The sequence below is a fragment of the Pseudomonas sp. HMWF021 genome (assembly GCF_003061005.1).
Taxonomy (GTDB): Bacteria; Pseudomonadota; Gammaproteobacteria; order Pseudomonadales; family Pseudomonadaceae; genus Aquipseudomonas.
The window spans coordinates 1-19,650 of sequence record NZ_QAIK01000013.1; the positions used below are offsets into that span (position 1 = coordinate 1).

Annotated in this window: 18 protein-coding genes; 4 read left to right on the forward strand and 14 right to left on the reverse strand. The window is 60.4% G+C overall.

Annotated features, from left to right (window positions below; genetic code table 11):
- Positions 1–97: 97 nt before the first annotated feature.
- The 3 genes from DBR18_RS01080 to DBR18_RS01090 form a co-directional block, all read right to left on the reverse strand.
- A complete protein-coding gene (locus tag DBR18_RS01080) occupies positions 98–1,051 on the reverse strand; it encodes an adenosine deaminase (RefSeq protein ID WP_108588944.1) in 954 nt (317 codons plus the stop codon).
- 80 nt (positions 1,052–1,131) lie between these two features.
- The gene (locus DBR18_RS01085; RefSeq protein ID WP_108588945.1) at positions 1,132–2,097 is read right to left on the reverse strand and encodes a 2-oxoglutarate and iron-dependent oxygenase domain-containing protein; all 966 of its coding nucleotides are present in this window, start codon (positions 2,095–2,097) and stop codon (positions 1,132–1,134) included.
- Between the two features lie 142 nt (positions 2,098–2,239).
- Positions 2,240–3,313 carry a BMP family ABC transporter substrate-binding protein gene (locus DBR18_RS01090; protein ID WP_108588946.1) on the reverse strand — a complete coding sequence of 358 codons (1,074 nt, stop codon included), beginning with the start codon at positions 3,311–3,313 and terminating at the stop codon, positions 2,240–2,242.
- Positions 3,314–3,587: 274 nt separating this feature from the next.
- Here DBR18_RS01090 and DBR18_RS01095 point away from each other — a divergent pair, with 274 nt between their 5' ends.
- The gene (locus DBR18_RS01095) at positions 3,588–4,679 is read left to right on the forward strand and encodes a calcium:proton antiporter (RefSeq protein WP_108588947.1); all 1,092 of its coding nucleotides are present in this window, start codon (positions 3,588–3,590) and stop codon (positions 4,677–4,679) included.
- 117 nt (positions 4,680–4,796) lie between these two features.
- Here DBR18_RS01095 and DBR18_RS01100 read toward each other — a convergent pair whose 3' ends face one another.
- From DBR18_RS01100 to DBR18_RS01115, 3 genes are all read right to left on the reverse strand, one after another.
- Entirely contained in the window at positions 4,797–6,155 is a 1,359-nt protein-coding gene (locus tag DBR18_RS01100) for an 8-oxoguanine deaminase (protein WP_108588948.1), read from the reverse strand.
- Positions 6,156–6,401: 246 nt separating this feature from the next.
- Positions 6,402–7,088, reverse strand: coding sequence for an SDR family oxidoreductase (locus DBR18_RS01110; RefSeq protein WP_108588949.1), 687 nt, complete (start codon positions 7,086–7,088; stop codon positions 6,402–6,404).
- A 16-nt stretch (positions 7,089–7,104) separates the two neighbouring features.
- A complete protein-coding gene (locus DBR18_RS01115) occupies positions 7,105–7,461 on the reverse strand; it encodes a MerR family transcriptional regulator (RefSeq protein ID WP_108588950.1) in 357 nt (118 codons plus the stop codon).
- Positions 7,462–7,544: 83 nt separating this feature from the next.
- Between DBR18_RS01115 and DBR18_RS01120 the strand changes: the two genes are divergently transcribed.
- Positions 7,545–7,967: a hypothetical protein gene (locus tag DBR18_RS01120; RefSeq protein WP_108588958.1), complete on the forward strand. Its 423-nt coding sequence runs from the start codon at positions 7,545–7,547 to the stop codon at positions 7,965–7,967.
- Between the two features lie 73 nt (positions 7,968–8,040).
- On the opposite strand, the gene DBR18_RS01125 is transcribed toward DBR18_RS01120, so the two are convergent.
- The 7 genes from DBR18_RS01125 to DBR18_RS01155 form a co-directional block, all read right to left on the reverse strand.
- Positions 8,041–8,967 carry an ABC transporter permease gene (locus DBR18_RS01125; RefSeq protein WP_108588951.1) on the reverse strand — a complete coding sequence of 309 codons (927 nt, stop codon included), beginning with the start codon at positions 8,965–8,967 and terminating at the stop codon, positions 8,041–8,043.
- On the reverse strand, positions 8,967–10,073 hold the full coding sequence (locus tag DBR18_RS01130) for an ABC transporter permease (RefSeq protein ID WP_108588952.1): 1,107 nt from the start codon (positions 10,071–10,073) through the stop codon (positions 8,967–8,969). Before DBR18_RS01130 ends, DBR18_RS01125 begins: the two co-directional genes overlap by 1 nt.
- Positions 10,074–10,087: 14 nt before the next feature.
- Positions 10,088–11,635, reverse strand: a complete 1,548-nt coding sequence (locus DBR18_RS01135; protein WP_108588953.1) for an ABC transporter ATP-binding protein — start codon at positions 11,633–11,635, stop codon at positions 10,088–10,090.
- A 609-nt stretch (positions 11,636–12,244) separates the two neighbouring features.
- Positions 12,245–12,826: a YigZ family protein gene (locus DBR18_RS01140; protein WP_108588954.1), complete on the reverse strand. Its 582-nt coding sequence runs from the start codon at positions 12,824–12,826 to the stop codon at positions 12,245–12,247.
- Between the two features lie 7 nt (positions 12,827–12,833).
- Complete coding sequence (locus DBR18_RS01145) at positions 12,834–13,484, reverse strand: TetR/AcrR family transcriptional regulator (RefSeq protein WP_027613646.1); 651 nt, start codon at positions 13,482–13,484, stop codon at positions 12,834–12,836.
- Positions 13,485–13,571: 87 nt separating this feature from the next.
- A complete protein-coding gene (locus tag DBR18_RS01150; RefSeq protein ID WP_108588955.1) occupies positions 13,572–14,960 on the reverse strand; it encodes a uracil-xanthine permease family protein in 1,389 nt (462 codons plus the stop codon).
- Positions 14,961–15,089: 129 nt separating this feature from the next.
- A complete protein-coding gene (locus tag DBR18_RS01155; RefSeq protein ID WP_108588956.1) occupies positions 15,090–16,010 on the reverse strand; it encodes a LysR family transcriptional regulator in 921 nt (306 codons plus the stop codon).
- A gap of 139 nt (positions 16,011–16,149) precedes the next feature.
- On the opposite strand from DBR18_RS01155, the gene DBR18_RS01160 reads away from it, so the two are divergent.
- Together DBR18_RS01160 and DBR18_RS01165 are read left to right on the forward strand one after the other, a co-directional pair.
- A complete protein-coding gene (locus tag DBR18_RS01160) occupies positions 16,150–17,499 on the forward strand; it encodes an aspartate aminotransferase family protein (protein WP_108588957.1) in 1,350 nt (449 codons plus the stop codon).
- Positions 17,500–17,575: 76 nt separating this feature from the next.
- Positions 17,576–19,069, forward strand: coding sequence for a CoA-acylating methylmalonate-semialdehyde dehydrogenase (locus tag DBR18_RS01165; protein WP_027613649.1), 1,494 nt, complete (start codon positions 17,576–17,578; stop codon positions 19,067–19,069).
- 206 nt (positions 19,070–19,275) lie between these two features.
- On the opposite strand, the gene DBR18_RS28465 is transcribed toward DBR18_RS01165, so the two are convergent.
- A partial coding sequence (locus tag DBR18_RS28465) for a hypothetical protein (protein ID WP_256588487.1) occupies positions 19,276–19,650 on the reverse strand: 375 nt, incomplete at its 5' end.

Here is a 19,650-nt window from a genome sequence, read left to right on the forward strand (position 1 = left end):
GGCTTGCTCGCGAAAGCGGTGTGTCATTCAACCAATATGTCGACTGACACACCGCTTTCGCGAGCAAGCCCGCTCCCACAGGGGATTTGCTTTGTACTTACGGTTTTACCAGGCGCGCATCCAGGCTGTTCTGCGCCAGGCGTTTGGCCTGATCCTGGGTCATGCCCAGGTGTTCATGCAGCGTATGGAAGTTCTCGGTGACGTAACCGCCGAAGTACGCCGGGTCATCCGAGTTCACCGTGACCTTCACCCCACGCTCGAGCATGTCGAGGATGTTGTGCTGCGACATGTGATCGAACACGCAGAGCTTGGTGTTCGACAGCGGGCACACGGTCAGCGGGATCTGCTCGTCGATGATCCGCTGCATCAGGCGCTCGTCTTCGATGGCGCGTACGCCATGGTCGATGCGCTGGATTTTCAGCAGGTCGATGGCCTCCCAGATGTACTCCGGCGGGCCTTCTTCACCGGCGTGGGCAACGGTCAGGAAGCCTTCGTGGCGGGCACGGTCGAACACACGCTGGAACTTGCTCGGCGGATGGCCCATCTCGGAGCTGTCCAGGCCTACAGCCACAAACGCATCACGGAATGGCAGCGCCTGATCGAGGGTTTTCTGTGCTTCGTCTTCGCTGAGGTGGCGCAGGAAGCTCAGGATCAGACCGCTGGTGATGCCCAGTTGCTGCTCGCCATCCTTGAGTGCCGCGGCGATGCCGTTGAGCACCACTTCGAACGGGATGCCCCGGTCGGTGTGGGTCTGCGGATCGAAAAACGGTTCGGTGTGAATCACGTTCTGTTCTTTGCAGCGCAGCAGGTAGGCCCAGGTCAGGTCGTAGAAATCCTGCGAGGTGCGCAACACGTCGGCGCCCTGGTAATACAAGTCGAGAAATTCCTGCAGGTTGTTGAAGGCATAAGCCTTGCGCAGGGTCTCGACGTCGTTCCACGGCAGGGCGATCTTGTTGCGCTCGGCCAGGGCGAACAGCAGCTCGGGCTCCAGCGAGCCTTCCAGATGCAGGTGCAGTTCAGCCTTGGGCAGGGCGTTGAGCCAGTCGTACATATGCTTTTCTCATCAGGTGCAATGGCGGCATTCTACAGATGCGCGCCGAAACAATTGGCAAAACCTGACCAAGCGATCCATCACACTCCTTGCGGCTCGCGACGATAGGCGTAGGTATCGGCGAAGCGCGACAGCAGGAATTCGGCGCAGGTGGTGGTCGGATATTTCGCGGGATGCTGTGCATCCCGGCAACCGGGCAGGCATTCGATGCGGGTGTCCGGGTGCGGCTCGGCGAAGAACGGCATCGAATAACGGTCCAGCCCCAGCGGGCTGATCACCCGGTGCGGGGTCGAGCGATAACGGTCGTTGCTCCAGCGCGCCATCATGTCGCCGAGGTTGACCACGAAGGTGCCGTCAATCGGCGGCGCATCGATCCATTCGCCATTGACGTTCTTCACTTGCAGGCCGCCGGCGCTGTCCTGGTAGAGCAGGGTGATGCAGCCATAGTCGGTATGCGCTCCGGCGCCTTGCTGCTCGGCGCTGCTGGCGGTGTGGCGCGGCGGGTAGTGGATCATCCGCAGCACACTGACCGGTTCAGTGAAGCGCGAGTCGAAGAAGTCGCGCTCGATCCCCAGCGCAATCGTCATCGCCCGCAGCAGGGTTTGCGCCAGCGCCTGCATGTCGAGGTAATGCTGCTCCATCAGCGTTTGCCAACCGGGCATTTGCGGATGGCGGTTCGGCCCGCGCAGCGGTTTCTCCGCGAGCACGTCGGGATGATCCGCCGGCAGATGCAGGCCCATGTCGAAGGTTTCTTTGAGGTCGCTGGGTCTGTCCGGGTCGAGCTGTTCGGTGGCGATGGCGCCGTAGCCGCGATGGTGGCGGGTCTGGGTGATGTCGATCTGGAGTTTTTCTGCTGCCGGTAAAGCAAAGAAACGCTGGGCGTGGTCGAGCAGCGCGGCGATGCGTTGCGCCGTAATCGGATGGCCCTTGATGTAGAAAAAGCCCCATTCGCGGCAGGCCTGGTCTATTTGTGTGGCGACGGTGGGCCAGGCGTTCTGGTCGGCGCTGTAGAGCGGGCTGATGTCGATGATCGGGAGCTGTTCCATACACAATCCTTGAGACGCTGAAGATCAAAATGTGGGAGCTGGCTTGCCAGCGATAGCGGTCTGACAGGCAACAATGATGTCGAATGTGAGGGCCTCATCGCTGGCAAGCCAGCTCCCACAGGGTCCGTGTCGGTAGTAAAAATTACTTCGGCATCTCGGCCTTCATCCCTTCCACGTAATAGTTCATCGACGCCAGTTCCGCACTGGTCGCACTCACGCCCACCGGGATTTTCTCCACGCCGGCCTGATCCTTGATCGGCCCGGTAAACGGTTGCAGCGCACCGCTCTTGATGTCGGCAATGATCTGCTCGGCCTCGGCTTTCACCGGCGCTGGCACCAGATCGCTGATCGGCAGTTCAACCGTGCCTTCCTTCAGCCCGCCCCAGTAGTCCTGGGATTTCCAGCTGTGGTCGATCACGCTTTGGGTCGCCTGAATGTAGTGCGGCGCCCAGTCGTTGACGATCGAGGTCAGCACCGCTTTCGGGCCGAAGTGCGCCATGTCCGAGGCGTAACCCACGGCGTACACGCCACGCCGTTCGGCGGCCTGGATCGGTGCCGGGCTGTCGGTGTGCTGGAACACCACGTCCACGCCCTGGTCGATCAGCGCGTTGGCGGCATCGGCTTCCTTGCCCGGGTCGAACCACGAGTTGACCCACACCACTTTGATTTCGGTGCCGGGGTTGTACTTGTTCAGGGCCAGCTGGATGGCGTTGATGTCGCGGATCACTTCCGGAATCGGGAACGAGGCGACGTAGCCGATCTTCTTGGTCTTGGTCATCTTCGCCGCGAGGAAACCGCCGACGTAACGCCCCTCGTAAGTGCGCGCCAGGTAGGTGCCGAGGTTCTTGTCCTGCTTGTAGCCGGTGGCGTGTTCGAAGGTCACCTTGGGAAACTGTTTGGCGACTTTCAGCGTCGGGTTCATGTAGCCGAAAGAGGTGGTGAAGATCAGGTCGTAGTTGTCCTTGGCCATGTTGCGGATCACCCGTTCGGCATCGGCGCCCTCGGCGACGTTCTCGACGTAATTGGTGGTGATCTGCGGGCCGAATTTCTCTGCCAGCGCCTTGCGCCCCTGTTCATGCTGATACGTCCAGCCGTGGTCGCCGATCGGGCCGATGTAAACGAAACCGACCTTTAGCGGATCGGCAGCGCTGGCGCTCAGGCTGATCCCCAGACCGATGGCGGCGCACAGCAGTTTGTGCAGCGGGCGTATGTGCATGAATTGGAGCTCCATTTTGTTGTGTGTGGACAGGGGCAATGCAAATTGCTGACCAACAGGACAACAAACAAAAAGATCGCAGCCTTCGGCAGCTCCTACAGGGGAATGCGCAACCTGTAGGAGCTGCCGCAGGCTGCGATCTTTTCAGCGCCGGAACCAACGCAGTGCAAGCCAGTGGATTCACGCTATCGGCTGGTGCGCTAAGGTGTAACGAAACGTTAGCGCCACGCCGCAGTCAGTAGCTCATTCGAACCTCTCGGCAAAAAGGCCCGCCATGCTCACGATCCTCAAGCAAGAAAGCTTTCTGCTGCTGGCGGTGATCGCCGCGTGCATCGCTTATCCGCTGGAACACTGGATGCTGCACAGCGGGCAGATCGTCGCGTTGATTTCAGGTCTGGTATTGATCGCCTTCATCGTCGCCGCCTCGATGCGCGTCGCTCATCAGGCCGAACTGCTCGCAGAAAAGGTCGGCGACCCTTACGGCACGATGATCCTGACCCTCGCCGCGGTGCTGGTGGAAGTGGTGATCCTGGCGATCATGATGAGCAACGAAGCCTCGGCCACACTGGTGCGGGACACGATCTACTCGGCGGTGATGCTCGACATCAACGGCATCCTCGGCCTCGCCGCGTTGATGGGCGGGCTCAAGCACGGCGAGCAGTCGTACAACGATGATTCGGCGCGCAGTTACAGCGTGATGATCCTCACCGCCATGGGCGTGTCGATGGTGGTGCCGGAGTTCATTCCGGCGGCGAACTGGAAGGTTTATTCGGCGTTCACCATCGGTGCGATGGTGGTGCTTTATGCGTTGTTTCTGCGCATGCAGGTCGGGCCGCACAGCTATTTTTTCAGCTACAGCTACCCGGACAAGCGCCGCAAGAAAGAACCGGTGGAGGATGAGCCAAAACCGCTGAGCCTGGCATGGTCGATCGGCATTCTGGTATTCGGCGTGGTGGTGATCGGCGCACTGGCCGAAGTGATGTCCAAGACCCTCGATTTGGGCCTGGAAGGCACGGGCGCACCGCCGGTGATCACGGCGATTCTGGTGGCGGCGATTTCCGCAGCGCCGGAGATTCTGACGGCATTGCGTGCCGCGCTAGCCAATCGCATGCAGTCGGTGGTGAACATTGCGATGGGCGCGTCACTGTCGACGGTGATCCTGACCGTGCCGGTGATGGAAGCGATGGCGCTGTACACCGGCCAGCCATTTCAAATGGCGATGACCCCGGTGCAGACGGTGATGATCTTCATCACGCTGATCGTCAGTGCGATCAACCTGAATGACGGCGAGACCAATGCCATCGAAGGCATGACGCACTTTGTGCTGTTTGCGACGTTCATCATGCTGTCGTTACTGGGCCTCTAAGAACACCCAAAATCCCCTGTAGGAGCTGCCGAAGGCTGCGATCTTTTGATCTTGTTTTTTTAAAATCAAAATCAAAAGATCGCAGCCTGCGGCAGCTCCTACAGGGTTTTTATTGGATCAGGTGCCGGCGATCAACTGGCGAGCCGCCTGGCTGTGATCGGCGATCAGGCCTTTGAGATCAAGCCCCTCAACCTGACCGTCTACCACCCGCCACTTGCCACCAATCATCACCCGGTCCGCCCGATCCGCGCCGCACAACAGCAGCGCCGAAATCGGATCATGGCTACCCGAGAAGCGCAGCTCATCGAGCTTGAACAACGCCAGATCCGCCTGCTTGCCCACCGCCAGCTCACCAATGTCGGTACGCCCCAACAGGCTTGCCGAGCCTTTGGTGGCCCAGCCCAGCACGCGTTCCGGGGTGATCTTTTCCGCACCATAACGCAGGCGCTGAATGTACAGCGCCTGCCGCGCTTCGAGGATCATGTTCGAGGCATCGTTGGAGGCCGAACCGTCCACGCCCAGACCGAACAACGCACCGGCATCGGTCAACTCGATGCTCGGGCAGATGCCGGAAGCCAGGCGCATGTTCGAACTCGGGCAATGGCAGATACCGGTGCCGGCCTGGCCGAGGCGGGTGATTTCGTCCGGGTTGAAATGGATGCCATGGGCCAGCCAGGTGCGCGGGCCGAGCCAGCCGACGCTGTCCAGATAATCCACGGTGCGCAGGCCGAAACGCTGCAGGCAGAAATCCTCTTCGTCGAGGGTTTCGGCCAGATGCGTGTGCAGGCGCACGTCGAGTTTGTTCGCCAGTTCGGCGCTGGCGGACATGATTTCCGGGGTCACCGAGAACGGCGAGCACGGTGCCAGCGCGATCTGGATTTGCGCACCGTCGCCGCGCTCGTGGTACTCGTGAATCAGGCGCTGACTGTCGTCGAGAATCACCTGACCTTCCTGCACGGTCTGCTGCGGTGGCAGGCCGCCGTCCTTCTCGCCGAGGCTCATCGAACCGCGGGTGAGCATGGCGCGCATGCCCAGTTCACGTACGGTGTCGACTTGCACGTCGATGGCGTTTTCCAGACCGTCCGGGAACAGGTAATGGTGGTCGGCGGCGGTGGTGCAACCCGACAGCAGCAACTCGGCCAAAGCGACCTTGGTGGCGAGGGCAAGTTTTTCCGGGGTCAGCCGCGCCCACACCGGGTACAGGGTTTTCAGCCACGGGAACAACGGCTGATTGACCACTGGCGCCCAGGCGCGGGTCAGGGTTTGATAGAAGTGGTGATGGGTGTTGATCAGGCCCGGCAGGATCACATGCTCGCGGGCATCGAACACTTCATTGCACGGCGCGGACGGTTGCTGACCGGCTGCCAGCACTTCGACGATCACACCGTCTTGCAGCACCAGACCGCCACGGGCATCGAGCGCGTTGGCCGTGAAAATGGCGAGGGGATTTTTTAACCAGGTACGGGTCGCAGGCATTGTGGCCGGCTCCTCTGAAAGTTGGGTTCAGGGTTGCCAGCTCAGTGTTGCCCTGTCTGCTGATCCAGGGTCGCCGCGAAGGACGAGGCGCGCAGTTTCAAACAAATCGCCGGATCGGGCAAGCCCAACCCGACAGCCAACGCATCACCCCCTGTAGGAGCTGCCGCAGGCTGCGATCTTTTGATCTTGTTTTTTACAATCAAAAGATCGCAGCCTGCGGCAGCTCCTACAGAGAACTTTCAGTGCTTACCAGGGAATGGTTTCGCCCTTGTAGTTGATGAAGTGATGCCCACCCTTGCCGGCATACGCATTCACCTGATCAATCAGCCCGCGAGTGCTGGTCTCTACATCCAGGTCGGCGCCTTCACCGCCCATATCCGTCTTCACCCAGCCCGGATGCAACGACAGCACGGTGAGTTTCTGTTCGCCCAACTGGGTGACGAAACTGTTGGTCATCGAGTTCAGCGCGGCCTTGCTCGCCTTGTACAGCGCCAGCTCCGGCGCGTCCGGTACGGTCACGCTGCCCAGCCCGGAGCTCATGAACGCCAGCACACCGCTGCCGTCGCGGATCTGCCCGACGAAGCGCTGCGCGAGGTTGATCGGCGCCACGGCGTTGGTGAAAAACAGCTGGCCGACTTCGGCCAGTGTTGCGCCGCCCGGGGTTTGCACCTCCGGGCCTTTGACCCCGGCGTTGACGAACAGCAAGTCGAAGGTTTCACCCTTGAGCTGTTGGCTCAGGGCGATCACCGCTTGCTGGTCGTCCATGTCGAGTTTCTCGATCCGCACGTTACCCAGCGCTTGCAGCGCCTCGGCCTTCTGCGGATTGCGCACGGTGGCGGTCACTTGCCAGCCGTCGGCCAGCAGGGTTTTCACCAACCCGAGGCCCAAGCCACGGGAAGCGCCGATGATCAGTGCGTGTTTTGCCTGGGACATGATGGTTCCTTGAAAGTCAGGGTTGAGGATTCAATGGACACGCCTGGCCGAGCCGGAGTTGCAACTCGTGTCGCAACGCGTCGAGTTCGCTCATGCGGGTTTCGATCAAATGCAGTTTGTCGCGCAGCAATTGCGCCACGGCGTTTTCCGGGTCGGGCGCGTTCCACAATGCGGCGACGCTGTTGCCGATTTCGCCGAGGGTAAAACCCAGGCGCTGCGCGGTCTTGATGTAGAGCACCAGTTGCAGCATTTCCGGCGGGTAGTCGCGATAACCGTTGGCACTGCGTTGCGCAGCGATCAGCCCGCGCTGCTCGTAGAAACGCAAGGTATCGCGGCTGACGGCGCTGGCCTGGGCTAATTCACCGATGCGCATGCTGGGTCTCAAAAGAGGTCTTGACCCTGGAGCATACTCCAGGCTTTACCGTGAGTGCTTCCTGAATTTCCGGAGCATGGATGATGTGGACTGCAAATCAGTATCGCAACGTGGTGCGCGGCAGCGCCTGGTATGACCTGATCGTGACGGCGGCGTTTGCCACGCCGTGGAGTTTTGCCGTGTTGCACGGTTTGTTGACCGCGCTGAATTTGCCCGGTGAGCTGCCTGCGTTTCAGCCCGTGCATATGTTGATGGCAAACCTGCTGGGCTCGGTGGTTTGTGTGTGGGCGGTGCTGCGGATTCGTGATCCGCAACCGGTCTATGGGCGCTATGACGCGATGGCGCGGTTTCTGTTTGCGGCTTGGCAGGGGTATGCCTTGGTGCATGGCGCCAGTTCGTTGCTGATCGGGTTTCTGGTCTTCGAGTTGGCGTGGGGCGTTGCGCAGGTGTTGCCTGTCAGGGCCCCATCGCTGGCAAGCCAGCTCCCACAAGGATCGAGGGTGTAAGTGAAATCCATATCACACCGCAAAAACCTGTGGGAGCTGGCTTGCCAGCGATGAGGTCAGTGAAATCACCGCCTTAATGCCCTGATTGCCACGGCTGCCCCAACGACACCGGCGCATACAACCGAGTCCGCACCGCATCGCGCGACAACAGCACCAACACCACAATCGTCGCCACATACGGCAGCATCGCCAGCAGACTCGACGGAATCGCCAGCCCCAACCCCTGCGCCACCAGGTGCAGGATGCTGGCGAGGCCAAACAGATACGCCCCGAGCAACAAGCGCCACACCCGCCAACTGGCAAACACCACCAGCGCCAGGGCAATCCAGCCGCGCCCGGCGGTCATGTTCTCGGCCCACATCGGTGTGTACGCCAGCGACAGATACGCACCGGCCAATCCGGCCATCGCCCCGCCAAACAACACCGCCAGCGTACGCACGGTCAACACCGGCAAGCCCATCGCACTGGCCGCATCCGGGTTCTCGCCAACGGCCTGAATGATCAGCCCGACACGGCTTTTCACGATCACCCAAGCCACTAACGCAAACAGCGCGAACGACAGGTACACCAGCAAGTCCTGAGCAAACAGCATCCGCCCGATCAGCGGAATCTCACTCAAGTACGGAATCGCCACCGGCTCGAAACCCGCCAGCGGCTTGCCGACCCACGCCGCACCAACGAAGGTCGACAGGCCCACGCCGAAGATCGTCAGCGCCAGCCCGGTCGCCACCTGATTGGCATTGAACACCAGCGCCACCAGGGCAAACAGCGATGACAGGAGCATCCCCGCGAGCATCGCCAACAACATGCCGAGCCACAGGCTGCCGCTGTTGAGGGCGACGATAAAACCGATCACCGCGCCGAACAGCATCATCCCTTCTTGCCCGAGGTTGAGCACGCCGCTCTTCTCGCAGATCAACTCGCCCAGCGCCACCAACAACAGCGGAGTGCCGCAACGCACCATGGCGTAGAAAATATTGCTCAGCAGATCGATATCCATCACAGCGCTCCAGCGGTTACGGCGGGGGACGACGCGTGCCGTCCCCAGCGCAGTTTCAGGCGTGGCCGATAGAGAATCAGCACGTCGCAGGCCAACAGGAAAAACAGCATCATTCCCTGAAATAGCTGGGTGATGGCTTGCGGCAGATTCAGGGTCATTTGCGCGCTTTCCCCACCGATGTACAGCAGCGCCATCAACAAGCTGGAAAACAGAATCCCGATCGGATTCAGCCGCCCGAGAAACGCCACGGTGATCGCTGCGTAGCCGTAACCCGGCGAAACCTGCGGCACCAATTGCCCGATCGGCCCGGTGACTTCGCAGACTCCGGCCAGCCCGGCCAGGCCGCCACTGATCAATAGCACGAACCAGATCAGACGCTTCTCGCGAAAACCGACGAACCCTGCCGCGCGTTTATCCAGCCCCAGCACCTTGATCTGAAAACCAACGAAGCTTTTTTGCAGCAACACCCACACCGCGACCAGCGCGAGCAGGGCAAAATACACCCCGGCGTGCACTCGGCCATCCTCCATCAGCAGCGGCAAGCGACTGGCGTCGCCGAACATCGCCGACTCGGGAAAGTTGTAGCCGGCCGGATCCTTCAGCGGCCCGTGCACGCAGAACAGCAACAGGTTCAGCGCGATGTAATTGAGCATGATGCTGGTGAGGATTTCGTTGGCGTTGAAGCGCGTGCGCAGCCATGCCGTCAGCCCGGCCCAGGCTGCACCGGCGACAGTGCCGGTAAACAGAATCAGCACCAGGGCCCAGCTGCTGTGCATGTCGATGATGTTCACCGCCAACGCACTGCCGGCGAGTGCACCAAGGAGCAATTGCCCTTCGGCGCCGATGTTCCAGATCCGCGCTTGATACGCCACGGCCAGACCGAGCGCGCAAAGCAGAATCGGCAGGGCTTTAACCAGCAGTTCGGAGACGCCATACAGATCGCTGACCGGTGCAATCAACAGGGTGTGCAAAGTGTGCAGCGGCTCATGGCCAAGGGCGATGAACAGTAGCGAGCCGCAGCCCAGCGTCAGTAGCGCCGCCAATAACGGCGAGCACCACAGCATCAAACGCGATTGCTGGCCACGGGGTTCGAGGGAAAGCAGCATGTGGAAAAACTCCGTCAGAGCATGGCCGATGAAGGCGTGTCATTAATTTGCCCGGCCATCCAGCCGCCGACGTCGCTGGGCAGGGTGTCGGTGGTGTTTTGCAGGGGCGATAGGCGTCCGGCGCACAGGGCGCCGAGGCGATCGCTGATCTGGAACAGTTCGTCGAGGTCTTCGGAGATCACCAGAATCGCCGCGCCGGCATCGCGCAGGGCAATCAGTGCGCGGTGAATGGTGGCTGCCGCGCCTACGTCGACGCCCCAGGTCGGGTGCGCGGCGACGAGCAGTTTCGGTTGCTGGAGAATTTCCCGGCCGAGGATGAATTTCTGCAGATTGCCGCCGGACAGGCTGCGCGCGGCGGCGTCAGTGCCCGGGGTTTTCACCCCGAAGCGCTGAATGATCTGTTGGGCAAGCGCCTGGACTTTGCCGCGCTCGATCAAGCCATGGCTGACCAGTCCTTGCTGGAAGGCCGTGAGCAGGGCGTTGTCAGCCAGGCTCAGTTCCGGCACCGCGCCGTGGCCCAGACGTTCTGCCGGGACAAACGCCAGGCCGAGTTGGCGCCGTGCATCCGGGCGCAAATCAGCCACCGCTTGCCCAGCGAAACAAATCGTTGTCGCACTGTCGCGGGGCAGGGCTTGCTCACCGCTGAGCAGGGCGAGCAACTCATCCTGTCCATTGCCCGCGACCCCGGCGATGCCGACGATCTCGCCGCTGCGCACTTGCAGGTCGATATCGATCAGCGAACAACCGAACGGATCGGGGTTGTGCCAGCTCAAACCGTTGACCTGCAGAAATGCAGCGCCACCGCTGACCTTCGGGTACTCGCCGATCAATGCCGCCGCTTCGCCGACCATCAACTGCGCCAATTGCTGATCCGAGCAGTCGGCGGGGATGCAATGCCCGGCTACACGTCCGCCACGCAGCACCGTCGCGCTATGGCACAACGCACGCACCTCACCGAGTTTATGGCTGATAAACAAGATGCTGCAGCCTTCGGCGGCGAGACGGCGCAGGGTGACGAACAATTCGTCGGCCTCTTGCGGCGTCAGCACTGACGTCGGCTCGTCGAGGATCAGCAGGCGAATGTCCTGCATCAGGCAGCGAATGATCTCCACCCGCTGTCGTTCGCCGATCGACAGGCTGTGGACAAGTCGCTCCGGCTCCAGCGCCATGCCATAGCGGCGCGACACTTCGCGGATTTTCGGTTCAAGCTGTTTCGGCGTGCCGGCTCTGGCGCCCATCGCCAGGGCAATGTTCTGCGCCACGCTGAGGGTTTCGAACAGCGAGAAGTGCTGGAATACCATGCCGATCCCCAACTGCCGGGCCTGCGCCGGGTTGCGGATATTCACCCGCTGGCCTTGCCAGAGCATCTCGCCGGTATCGGCCTGAGTGACGCCGTAAATGATCTTCATCAGGGTACTTTTGCCCGCGCCGTTCTCGCCGAGCAGAGCGTGGATTTCCCCGGGCGCGATGCTCAGGTCGATGGCGTCATTGGCCAGACAACCGGGATAGCGTTTGCTGATGTGGCGCAGTTGCAGGCGTGGTGTTGAGTCCGGGGTGGGCATGACAGGCTCGACTGGCTTGGAGTTGTGCCTGTGGATAAAGCAATTTCCTGGCCATTGAGTCAGGAACCTGTGCAGCTATTGGGCGCCAGCGGTTGGCGTAGAGCCTGGAAGGCAAAATCGCTCAGATCTGCAGCACCAATCAGGAGCAAAGGTGTTGATCAGGCTCCAGTTTTGCCCGCAAACATTTGGTTAAAAAACGAGCAACTTGATGGGGGCCATGCAGCACCTGCGGCTGCGCCAGCCATAAACGGGTTATCCACAGGTTGCTCCACAGTATCTGTGCGCAATCAGAAAACCTTGGCATAAGCACTGCGGGGTTATCTCCCAATGGCGATAAACAGCGCTAACTGCTTGTTTTCAGTCGAAATTAAACTTTCTTCATGTGAATTGCGCGAAAAGTGAGCAAATCGCGCAAAGCCACGTGACAGAAGGGTTACAGCGGTATGTGCTCAGGTTATCCACAGTCGGGTGCACAGCAGATGTGGGCAAGTTGCTGGAATAAAGAAATCCGTCGATGCCCTAAAAGATCGCAGCCTTCGGCAGCTCCTACAGGGAAACGCACAGTCCTGTGTAGGAGCTGCCGAAGGCTGCGATCTTTTGATCTTGCTTTCAACGCTGCAACACAATCCGCCCCCGGCTCAAATCCGCCAGTTGCGTCTGCAGCAACCCGATCTGCGCCTCACCCACCGCCAACTGCAACTCAACACCATTGGCCGTGAAGTTTTCCTCCACCACCAAACCCCCCACATCCGCCACCCGCAGCTTCACTAGCGCCAGCTCGGCAAACCCGCAGGCACATCTGAGCGGCACCCGGCTGACCAACTCGACTTTCGCCGCCGCTTGCAGGCACTTGTTCGCGCCGCCGCCATAGGCCCGGGCCAGACCGCCGGTGCCCAGTTGAATGCCGCCATACCAGCGGATCACCAGCACCGCGACCTGATCGCAATCCTGCGCCTCGATGGCGGCCAGAATCGGCCGCCCGGCAGTGCCGCCGGGTTCGCCGTCGTCGTTGCTGCGGTATTGCGCACCGAGTTTCCACGCCCAGCAGTTGTGCGAGGCATTCAAGTCGCTGTGTTGTTCGAAGAACGCCTGCGCGTCGGCGGGGCTGGCGATCGGTGCGGCGAAGGTGATGAAGCGGCTTTTGCGAATCTCTTCGCGGTACTCGCAAAAACCGCTGAGGGTGAAAGGCATAAACGTCTTAAATAGTCGGGGTGAGGCCGCAGCCTTTGAGAATGATGCGGATCAGGTTGTTGCCGGCGTCTTCCATGTCCTGCTTGGTCAGCTTGCTGCGACCGCTGACGCGACAGATCTGCGTGGCAAAGTCGGCGTAATGCTGGGTGCTGCCCCACAGCAGGAAGATCAGGTGCACCGGATCCACCGGGTCCATCTTGCCGGCATCGATCCACGCCTGGAACACGGCCGCGCGGCCCTGGAACCAGGCGCGGTAATCCTGGTTGAAATACTCGGTCAGGCATTCGCCACCGCTGATCACTTCCATCGCAAAGATCCGCGAAGCCTGCGGTTGGCGGCGGGAGAATTCCATCTTGGCGCGAATGTAGCGGGTCAGCGCTTCGGCCGGATCGTCCTCGGCGGTCAGGGTGTTGAAGGTGCTGTCCCACAGCTCGATAATGTTGCTCAGCACCGCCACGTACAGCCCAAGCTTGTTGGTGAAGTAGTAATGCAGATTCGCCTTGGGCAACCCGGCATTCTGGGCGATGGTGTTCATGCTGGTGCCTTTGTAACCGTGACGGGCGAACTCGTCTTCGGCGGCTTTGAGGATGGTCTCTTCGTTCTTCTGACGAATGCGGCTGGCGGGTTTGCCGCCGTGAGCGGGGACTTCAAAGGTCATAGGCACTTCCGGTTTGTCTGTGGGTGCAACCAGTTGCGTTGATAACGCACCCACAGGCATCCGACAAGTCCTGAAGCAATAAAACCGTTACGCCTGTTCGATCTTGTTCAGCGCTGCGGCGGATTCGACGCGGTTGGTTTTCGCTTCTGGCAGTAGCAGGCAGAGGATGATCGCGGTCAGGCCACCGCTGGTGATCGCCGAGTCGAACAGGTTCTGCACCAGTTTCGGCAACAGGTGCAGCAGGCTCGGTTGCGCGGCGATGCCCAGGCCGACGCCGAGCGAAGTGGCGATGATCAGCATGCTGCGTCGGTCCAGCGGCGACTGCGCAAGGATCCGCACCCCGGCTGCGGCGACGCTGCCGAACATCACCAGGGTGGCGCCACCGAGCACCGGTTTGGGGATCTGCTGCAGCACCGCACCGATCATGGGGAACAGGCCGAGACAAAACAGGATCGCACCGATGTATAAACCGACGTAGCGGCTGGCGACGCCGGTCAACTGGATCACGCCGTTGTTCTGCGCAAACGTGGTGTTGGGGAAGGCGCTGAAGGTCGCGGCGATCATGCAGCTCACGCCGTCACCGAGCACGCCGCCGCGTAGTCGGCTTATATAAGAGGGGCCGCTGATCGGCTGGCGGGCGAGCATGCAATTGGCCGTGAGGTCGCCGACGGTTTCGATGGTGCTGATCAGATAAATCAGCGCGACGGGCAGGAAAGCCGTCCAGTCGAAGCTGAAACCGAACTTGAACGGTGCAGGAAGACTGACCAGCGGCAGGTCAGGCAATGCCTGCGGGACCAGTTTTCCGCTGAACCACGCGGCCAGACTGCCAAGCAGCAATCCGACAATGATGGCCGACAAACGCACCCACGACGTGTTCGAGCGATTGAGCAGGATGATCGTCAGCAACACGGACACACCTAGCGCGAGATTGCCCGGCGCGCCGAAGTCCGGCGCGTTGAAACCACCGCCCAGATCGGTGATGCCGACCTTGATCAGGCTGATGCCGATCAAAGTAATGACAATCCCGGTCACCAGCGGCGTGACGACCCGGCGCAACTGACCGATGAAGCGGCTGAGGACGATCTGCACCACGGCGCCGAAGAAGCACACGCCGAAGATCATCGCCAGAATGTCTTCCGGGCTGCCGCCGCGCTGCTTGACCAGAAAACCGGCCGACAGCACCGCGCCGAGGAAGGCAAAACTGGTGCCCTGCAAACAGATCATTCCGGCGCCGATGCCGAACGGCCGCCGCGCCTGAATAAAGGTGCCGACCCCGGAGACCATCAGCGCCATGCTGATCAGGTAAGGCAAGTGCGCGGTCAAGCCGAGGGCCGAGCCAATCACCAGCGGCGGGGTGATGATGCCGACGAAACTGGCGAGCACGTGTTGCAGCGCGGCGAGGATCGCGGCGGGCGGTTTGGGGCGGTCGTCGAGGCCGTAGATCAGTTCGCTGGACGATTCGGTATCTGGCTGCATGGACTTGGCTTCTTGTTCAGGGATCGAGTTCTCCCTTCACTGCAAAAACCTGTCCACCTGCTCAGCTTTCAGGGATTGCGGCCACCAAATGTAGGAGCTGCCGAAGGCTGCGATCCTTTGATCTTGCTTTCAACGCGTCGCAGCCAGACTCTCAAGAAAGCTCTCCAGCACCAAATGAGGGCGCCGCCCCTTGCGCGTGACCGATGCCAGACTCAAATCATAAAAACGCGTCTTCGATTTCAGCGCACGCAATCGCCCTTGCTGCACCCACAAACTGGCGTAGTGATCCGGCAGATAACCGATGTAACGCCCGGTCAGAATCAGAAACGCCATTCCCTCACGATCAGACGCACTGGCCGTGCAATTGAGCGCCTGATAATGCGCCTGAATCTCCGCCGGCAAACGGAAGGTCGGCGCAATCGCGTCCTGACTGTTAAGGCGCTCGTCATCCAGCTGCTTGTCATCCACATAAAACAGCGGATGGCCCACCGCGCAATACAGCAGCGAACGCTCGCTGTACAACGGCTGATACTCCAGCCCCGACAGCGCACTGGCCTGCGGCACCACGCCGACATGCAGACGGCCGTCGAGCACGCCTTGTTCGACTTCGTTGGGGGCGATCATGCGGATCTGGATCTGCACGTCCGGCCCACGTTCCTTCAACTGCGCGAGAGCGTGGGTGATGCGCATGTGGGGCAGGGTGACGAGGTTGTCGGTCAGGCCAATGATCAGTTCGCCACGCAGGTGCTGGTGCAGGCCGTTTACCTCGGTGCGGAAACTTTCCAGCGCACTTAACAGTTGCAGCGCCGATTGGTAAACCTCGCGGCCCTCTTCGGTCAGCGAGAAGCCGGCGCGGCCCCTTTGGCACAAGCGCAGGCCGAGGCGCTGTTCGAGATCGCTCATCTGCTGGCTGATCGCCGAGCGCCCGATGCCGAGCACGGTTTCCGCGGCAGAAAAGCCGCCACACTCCACCACACTGCGGAAAATTCGCAGCAAGCGAATATCAAAGTCACTGACCTGGGCCAGCGGATCGGGACGACGGCTGCTCATCTTGTTGTTCTCATTGTTTAGCAGACTTCTGACTGAAGGTTAGAAAAGTTGGATTTCACCGACTTTATCGCCGTGGCAATTTAGCTGCAACAACGCTTTCTATCTCCCTGACGCTTATTGCCCTGCGAGGTTTTGCCCGATGAACATGCCTGAAAATGCTCAGTCGCCACTGGCCAGCCAACTGAAGCTGGACGCGCACTGGATGCCGTACACCGCCAACCGCAACTTCCAGCGCGATCCGCGTCTGATTGTTGGCGCTGAAGGCAGCTGGCTGATCGACGACAAGGGTCGCAAGGTTTATGACTCGCTGTCTGGTCTGTGGACCTGCGGCGCCGGGCACACCCGCAAGGAAATCCAGGAAGCTGTTTCCAAACAATTGGGCACCCTCGATTATTCGCCAGGCTTCCAGTACGGCCACCCGCTGTCGTTCCAGTTGGCGGAAAAGATCACCGATCTGACCCCGGGCAATCTGAACCACGTGTTCTTCACTGACTCCGGCTCCGAGTGCGCCGACACTGCAGTGAAAATGGTCCGTGCCTACTGGCGCCTGAAAGGCCAGTCGACCAAAACCAAAATGATCGGCCGTGCCCGTGGTTATCACGGCGTGAACATCGCCGGCACCAGCCTCGGCGGCGTCAACGGCAACCGCAAGCTGTTCGGTCAGGCGATGATGGACGTCGATCATTTGCCGCACACGTTGCTGGCCAGCAACGCATTCTCCCGTGGCATGCCGGAGCAGGGCGGTATCGCCCTGGCCGATGAGCTGCTGAAGTTGATCGAACTGCACGACGCTTCGAACATTGCGGCGGTCTTTGTTGAACCGATGGCCGGTTCCGCTGGCGTGCTGGTTCCGCCACAGGGTTACCTGAAGCGTCTGCGCGAGATCTGCGATCAGCACAACATCCTGCTGGTGTTCGACGAAGTGATCACCGGCTTCGGTCGCACCGGTTCGATGTTCGGCGCCGAGAGCTTTGGCGTGACCCCGGACCTGATGTGCATCGCCAAGCAAGTCACCAACGGTGCGATCCCGATGGGCGCGGTGATTGCCAGCTCCGAGATCTACCAGACTTTCATGAATCAGCCGACGCCTGAGTACGCAGTTGAATTCCCGCACGGCTACACCTACTCGGCGCACCCGGTGGCATGCGCCGCAGGTCTGGCAGCACTCGATCTGCTGCAAAAGGAAAACCTGGTGCAGAGCGTGGCCGAGGTTGCCCCGCATTTCGAAAATGCCCTGCACGGTCTGAAGGGTTCGAAGAACGTCATCGACATCCGTAACTACGGCCTGGCCGGCGCGATCCAGATCGCGGCCCGTGACGGCGACGCCATCGTGCGTCCATTCGAGGCCGGCATGGCCCTGTGGAAAGCCGGGTTCTACGTGCGCTTCGGCGGCGACACCCTGCAGTTCGGCCCAACCTTCAACAGCAAGCCGCAAGACCTCGATCGTCTGTTCGACGCGGTTGGCGAAGTGCTGAACAAGCTCGACTGATTTTTCCCTCTATATATACCTGCGAATAACAGGCGCCCCATGCGGGCGTCTGTACACAAGAATTCAGGAGTTTTCGATGAGCGTTATCCCGCATTTGATCAATGGCGAACTGGTGACCGAGAACGGTCGCGCGGTTGATGTGTTCAACCCGTCCACCGGTCAGGCGATCCACAAGCTGCCGCTGGCCACCCGCGAAACCATCCAACACGCGATCGACGCCGCCAAGGCTGCGTTCCCGGCATGGCGCAACACCCCACCGGCCAAACGTGCCCAGGTGATGTTCCGCTTCAAGCAATTGCTGGAGCAGAACGAAGCGCGTATCTCGCAATTGATCAGCGAAGAGCACGGCAAAACTCTCGAAGACGCCGCCGGTGAACTGAAGCGCGGTATCGAGAACGTCGAGTTCGCCTGCGCCGCCCCGGAAATCCTCAAGGGCGAGTACAGCCGCAACGTCGGCCCGAACATCGACGCCTGGTCGGACTTCCAGCCGTTGGGCGTGGTGGCCGGTATCACGCCGTTCAACTTCCCGGCGATGGTGCCGCTGTGGATGTATCCGCTGGCGATTGTCTGCGGCAACTGCTTCATTCTCAAACCGTCCGAGCGTGATCCAAGCTCGACGCTGCTTATTGCTCAATTGCTGATCGAAGCCGGTTTGCCGAAAGGCGTGCTGAGCGTGGTGCATGGCGACAAGACTGCGGTTGATGCGCTGATCGAAGCACCAGAAGTCAAAGCGCTGAGCTTTGTCGGCTCGACGCCAATTGCCGAGTACATCTACGCCGAAGGCACCAAGCGCGGCAAACGCGTTCAGGCACTGGGCGGGGCAAAGAACCACGCGGTGCTGATGCCGGATGCGGATCTGGACAACGCCGTCAGCGCACTGATGGGCGCGGCATACGGTTCTTGCGGTGAGCGCTGCATGGCGATTTCGGTCGCAGTGTGCGTCGGCGATCAGGTGGCGGATGCGCTGGTGGCGAAACTGGTACCGCAGATCAAGGCGCTGAAAATCGGTGCCGGCACTTCGTGCGGTCTCGACATGGGGCCACTGGTGACTGGTCAGGCGCGGGACAAGGTCAGCGGTTACGTCGATGACGGCGTGGCAGCGGGCGCGACCCTGGTGGTTGATGGCCGTGGCCTGAGCATTCCAGGTAACGAAGAGGGCTTCTTCCTCGGTGGCTGCCTGTTCGACAACGTCACCCCTGAGATGCGCATCTATAAGGAAGAGATCTTCGGGCCGGTGTTGTGCGTGGTTCGGGTCAACAGCCTGGAAGAGGCGATGAAGCTGATCAACGATCACGAATACGGCAACGGCACCTGCATCTTCACCCGTGACGGTGAAGCGGCGCGGCTGTTCTGCGACGAGATCGAAGTCGGCATGGTCGGCGTCAACGTACCGCTGCCGGTGCCGGTGGCTTACCACAGCTTCGGCGGCTGGAAGCGCTCGCTGTTCGGCGACCTGCATGCCTATGGCCCGGATGGTGTGCGCTTCTATACCCGTCGCAAGGCCATCACTCAGCGCTGGCCGCAACGTGCGAGCCATGAAGCTTCGCAGTTCGCTTTCCCTAGCTTGTAAGTAGAAGGGCAGTGCACAGAAGGCCGACCTTATAAGGTCGGCCTTCGCGTTTCGGGCTTTTTTGACCGATATGACAGATTTATGAAAATAAGGGTTGACGGCAGATTCTGAGTCTCTATAATTCGCCCCACTTCCGGCGCAGTCGAAACGGAAAACTCCTTGAGATTCAATGAGTTATACGATTATCGGCAGCGACTTGCTTCAGTTCATCGAGGCTTGGAAGGAGTTGAAAGGGCGGTGATGTTTGGCTCTTTTGACGGTTCGATCTTCTCGGTCGAAGCGGTGAAAAAGAGGTGTTGACAGCAGCGTGTAACGCTGTAGAATTCGCCTCCCGCTAACGAGAGATCGGAAGCGCAAGTGGTTGAAGTTGTTGAAGAAATCTTCGAAAACTTCTGAAAATAATCACTTGACAGCAAATGAGGCTGCTGTAGAATGCGCGCCTCGGTTGAGACGAAAGATCTTAACCAACCGCTCTTTAACAATTGAATCAAGCAATTCGTGTGGGTGCTTGTGGAGTCAGGCTGATAGTCAACAAGATTATCAGCATCACAAGTTACTCCGCGAGAAATCAAAGATGTAAC

Excerpts from the sequence above, each read along its gene's own strand:
- DBR18_RS01080 (WP_108588944.1), bottom strand. The coding sequence starts at position 1,051 with ATGTACGACTGGCTCAACGCCCTGCCCAAGGCTGAACTGCACCTGCAT.
- DBR18_RS01085 (WP_108588945.1), bottom strand. The coding sequence starts at position 2,097 with ATGGAACAGCTCCCGATCATCGACATCAGCCCGCTCTACAGCGCCGAC.
- DBR18_RS01090 (WP_108588946.1), bottom strand. The coding sequence starts at position 3,313 with ATGCACATACGCCCGCTGCACAAACTGCTGTGCGCCGCCATCGGTCTG.
- DBR18_RS01095 (WP_108588947.1), top strand. The coding sequence starts at position 3,588 with ATGCTCACGATCCTCAAGCAAGAAAGCTTTCTGCTGCTGGCGGTGATC.
- DBR18_RS01100 (WP_108588948.1), bottom strand. The coding sequence starts at position 6,155 with ATGCCTGCGACCCGTACCTGGTTAAAAAATCCCCTCGCCATTTTCACG.
- DBR18_RS01110 (WP_108588949.1), bottom strand. The coding sequence starts at position 7,088 with ATGTCCCAGGCAAAACACGCACTGATCATCGGCGCTTCCCGTGGCTTG.
- DBR18_RS01115 (WP_108588950.1), bottom strand. The coding sequence starts at position 7,461 with ATGCGCATCGGTGAATTAGCCCAGGCCAGCGCCGTCAGCCGCGATACC.
- DBR18_RS01120 (WP_108588958.1), top strand. The coding sequence starts at position 7,545 with ATGTGGACTGCAAATCAGTATCGCAACGTGGTGCGCGGCAGCGCCTGG.
- DBR18_RS01125 (WP_108588951.1), bottom strand. The coding sequence starts at position 8,967 with ATGGATATCGATCTGCTGAGCAATATTTTCTACGCCATGGTGCGTTGC.
- DBR18_RS01130 (WP_108588952.1), bottom strand. The coding sequence starts at position 10,073 with ATGCTGCTTTCCCTCGAACCCCGTGGCCAGCAATCGCGTTTGATGCTG.
- DBR18_RS01135 (WP_108588953.1), bottom strand. The coding sequence starts at position 11,635 with ATGCCCACCCCGGACTCAACACCACGCCTGCAACTGCGCCACATCAGC.
- DBR18_RS01140 (WP_108588954.1), bottom strand. The coding sequence starts at position 12,826 with ATGCCTTTCACCCTCAGCGGTTTTTGCGAGTACCGCGAAGAGATTCGC.
- DBR18_RS01145 (WP_027613646.1), bottom strand. The coding sequence starts at position 13,484 with ATGACCTTTGAAGTCCCCGCTCACGGCGGCAAACCCGCCAGCCGCATT.
- DBR18_RS01150 (WP_108588955.1), bottom strand. The coding sequence starts at position 14,960 with ATGCAGCCAGATACCGAATCGTCCAGCGAACTGATCTACGGCCTCGAC.
- DBR18_RS01155 (WP_108588956.1), bottom strand. The coding sequence starts at position 16,010 with ATGAGCAGCCGTCGTCCCGATCCGCTGGCCCAGGTCAGTGACTTTGAT.
- DBR18_RS01160 (WP_108588957.1), top strand. The coding sequence starts at position 16,150 with ATGAACATGCCTGAAAATGCTCAGTCGCCACTGGCCAGCCAACTGAAG.
- DBR18_RS01165 (WP_027613649.1), top strand. The coding sequence starts at position 17,576 with ATGAGCGTTATCCCGCATTTGATCAATGGCGAACTGGTGACCGAGAAC.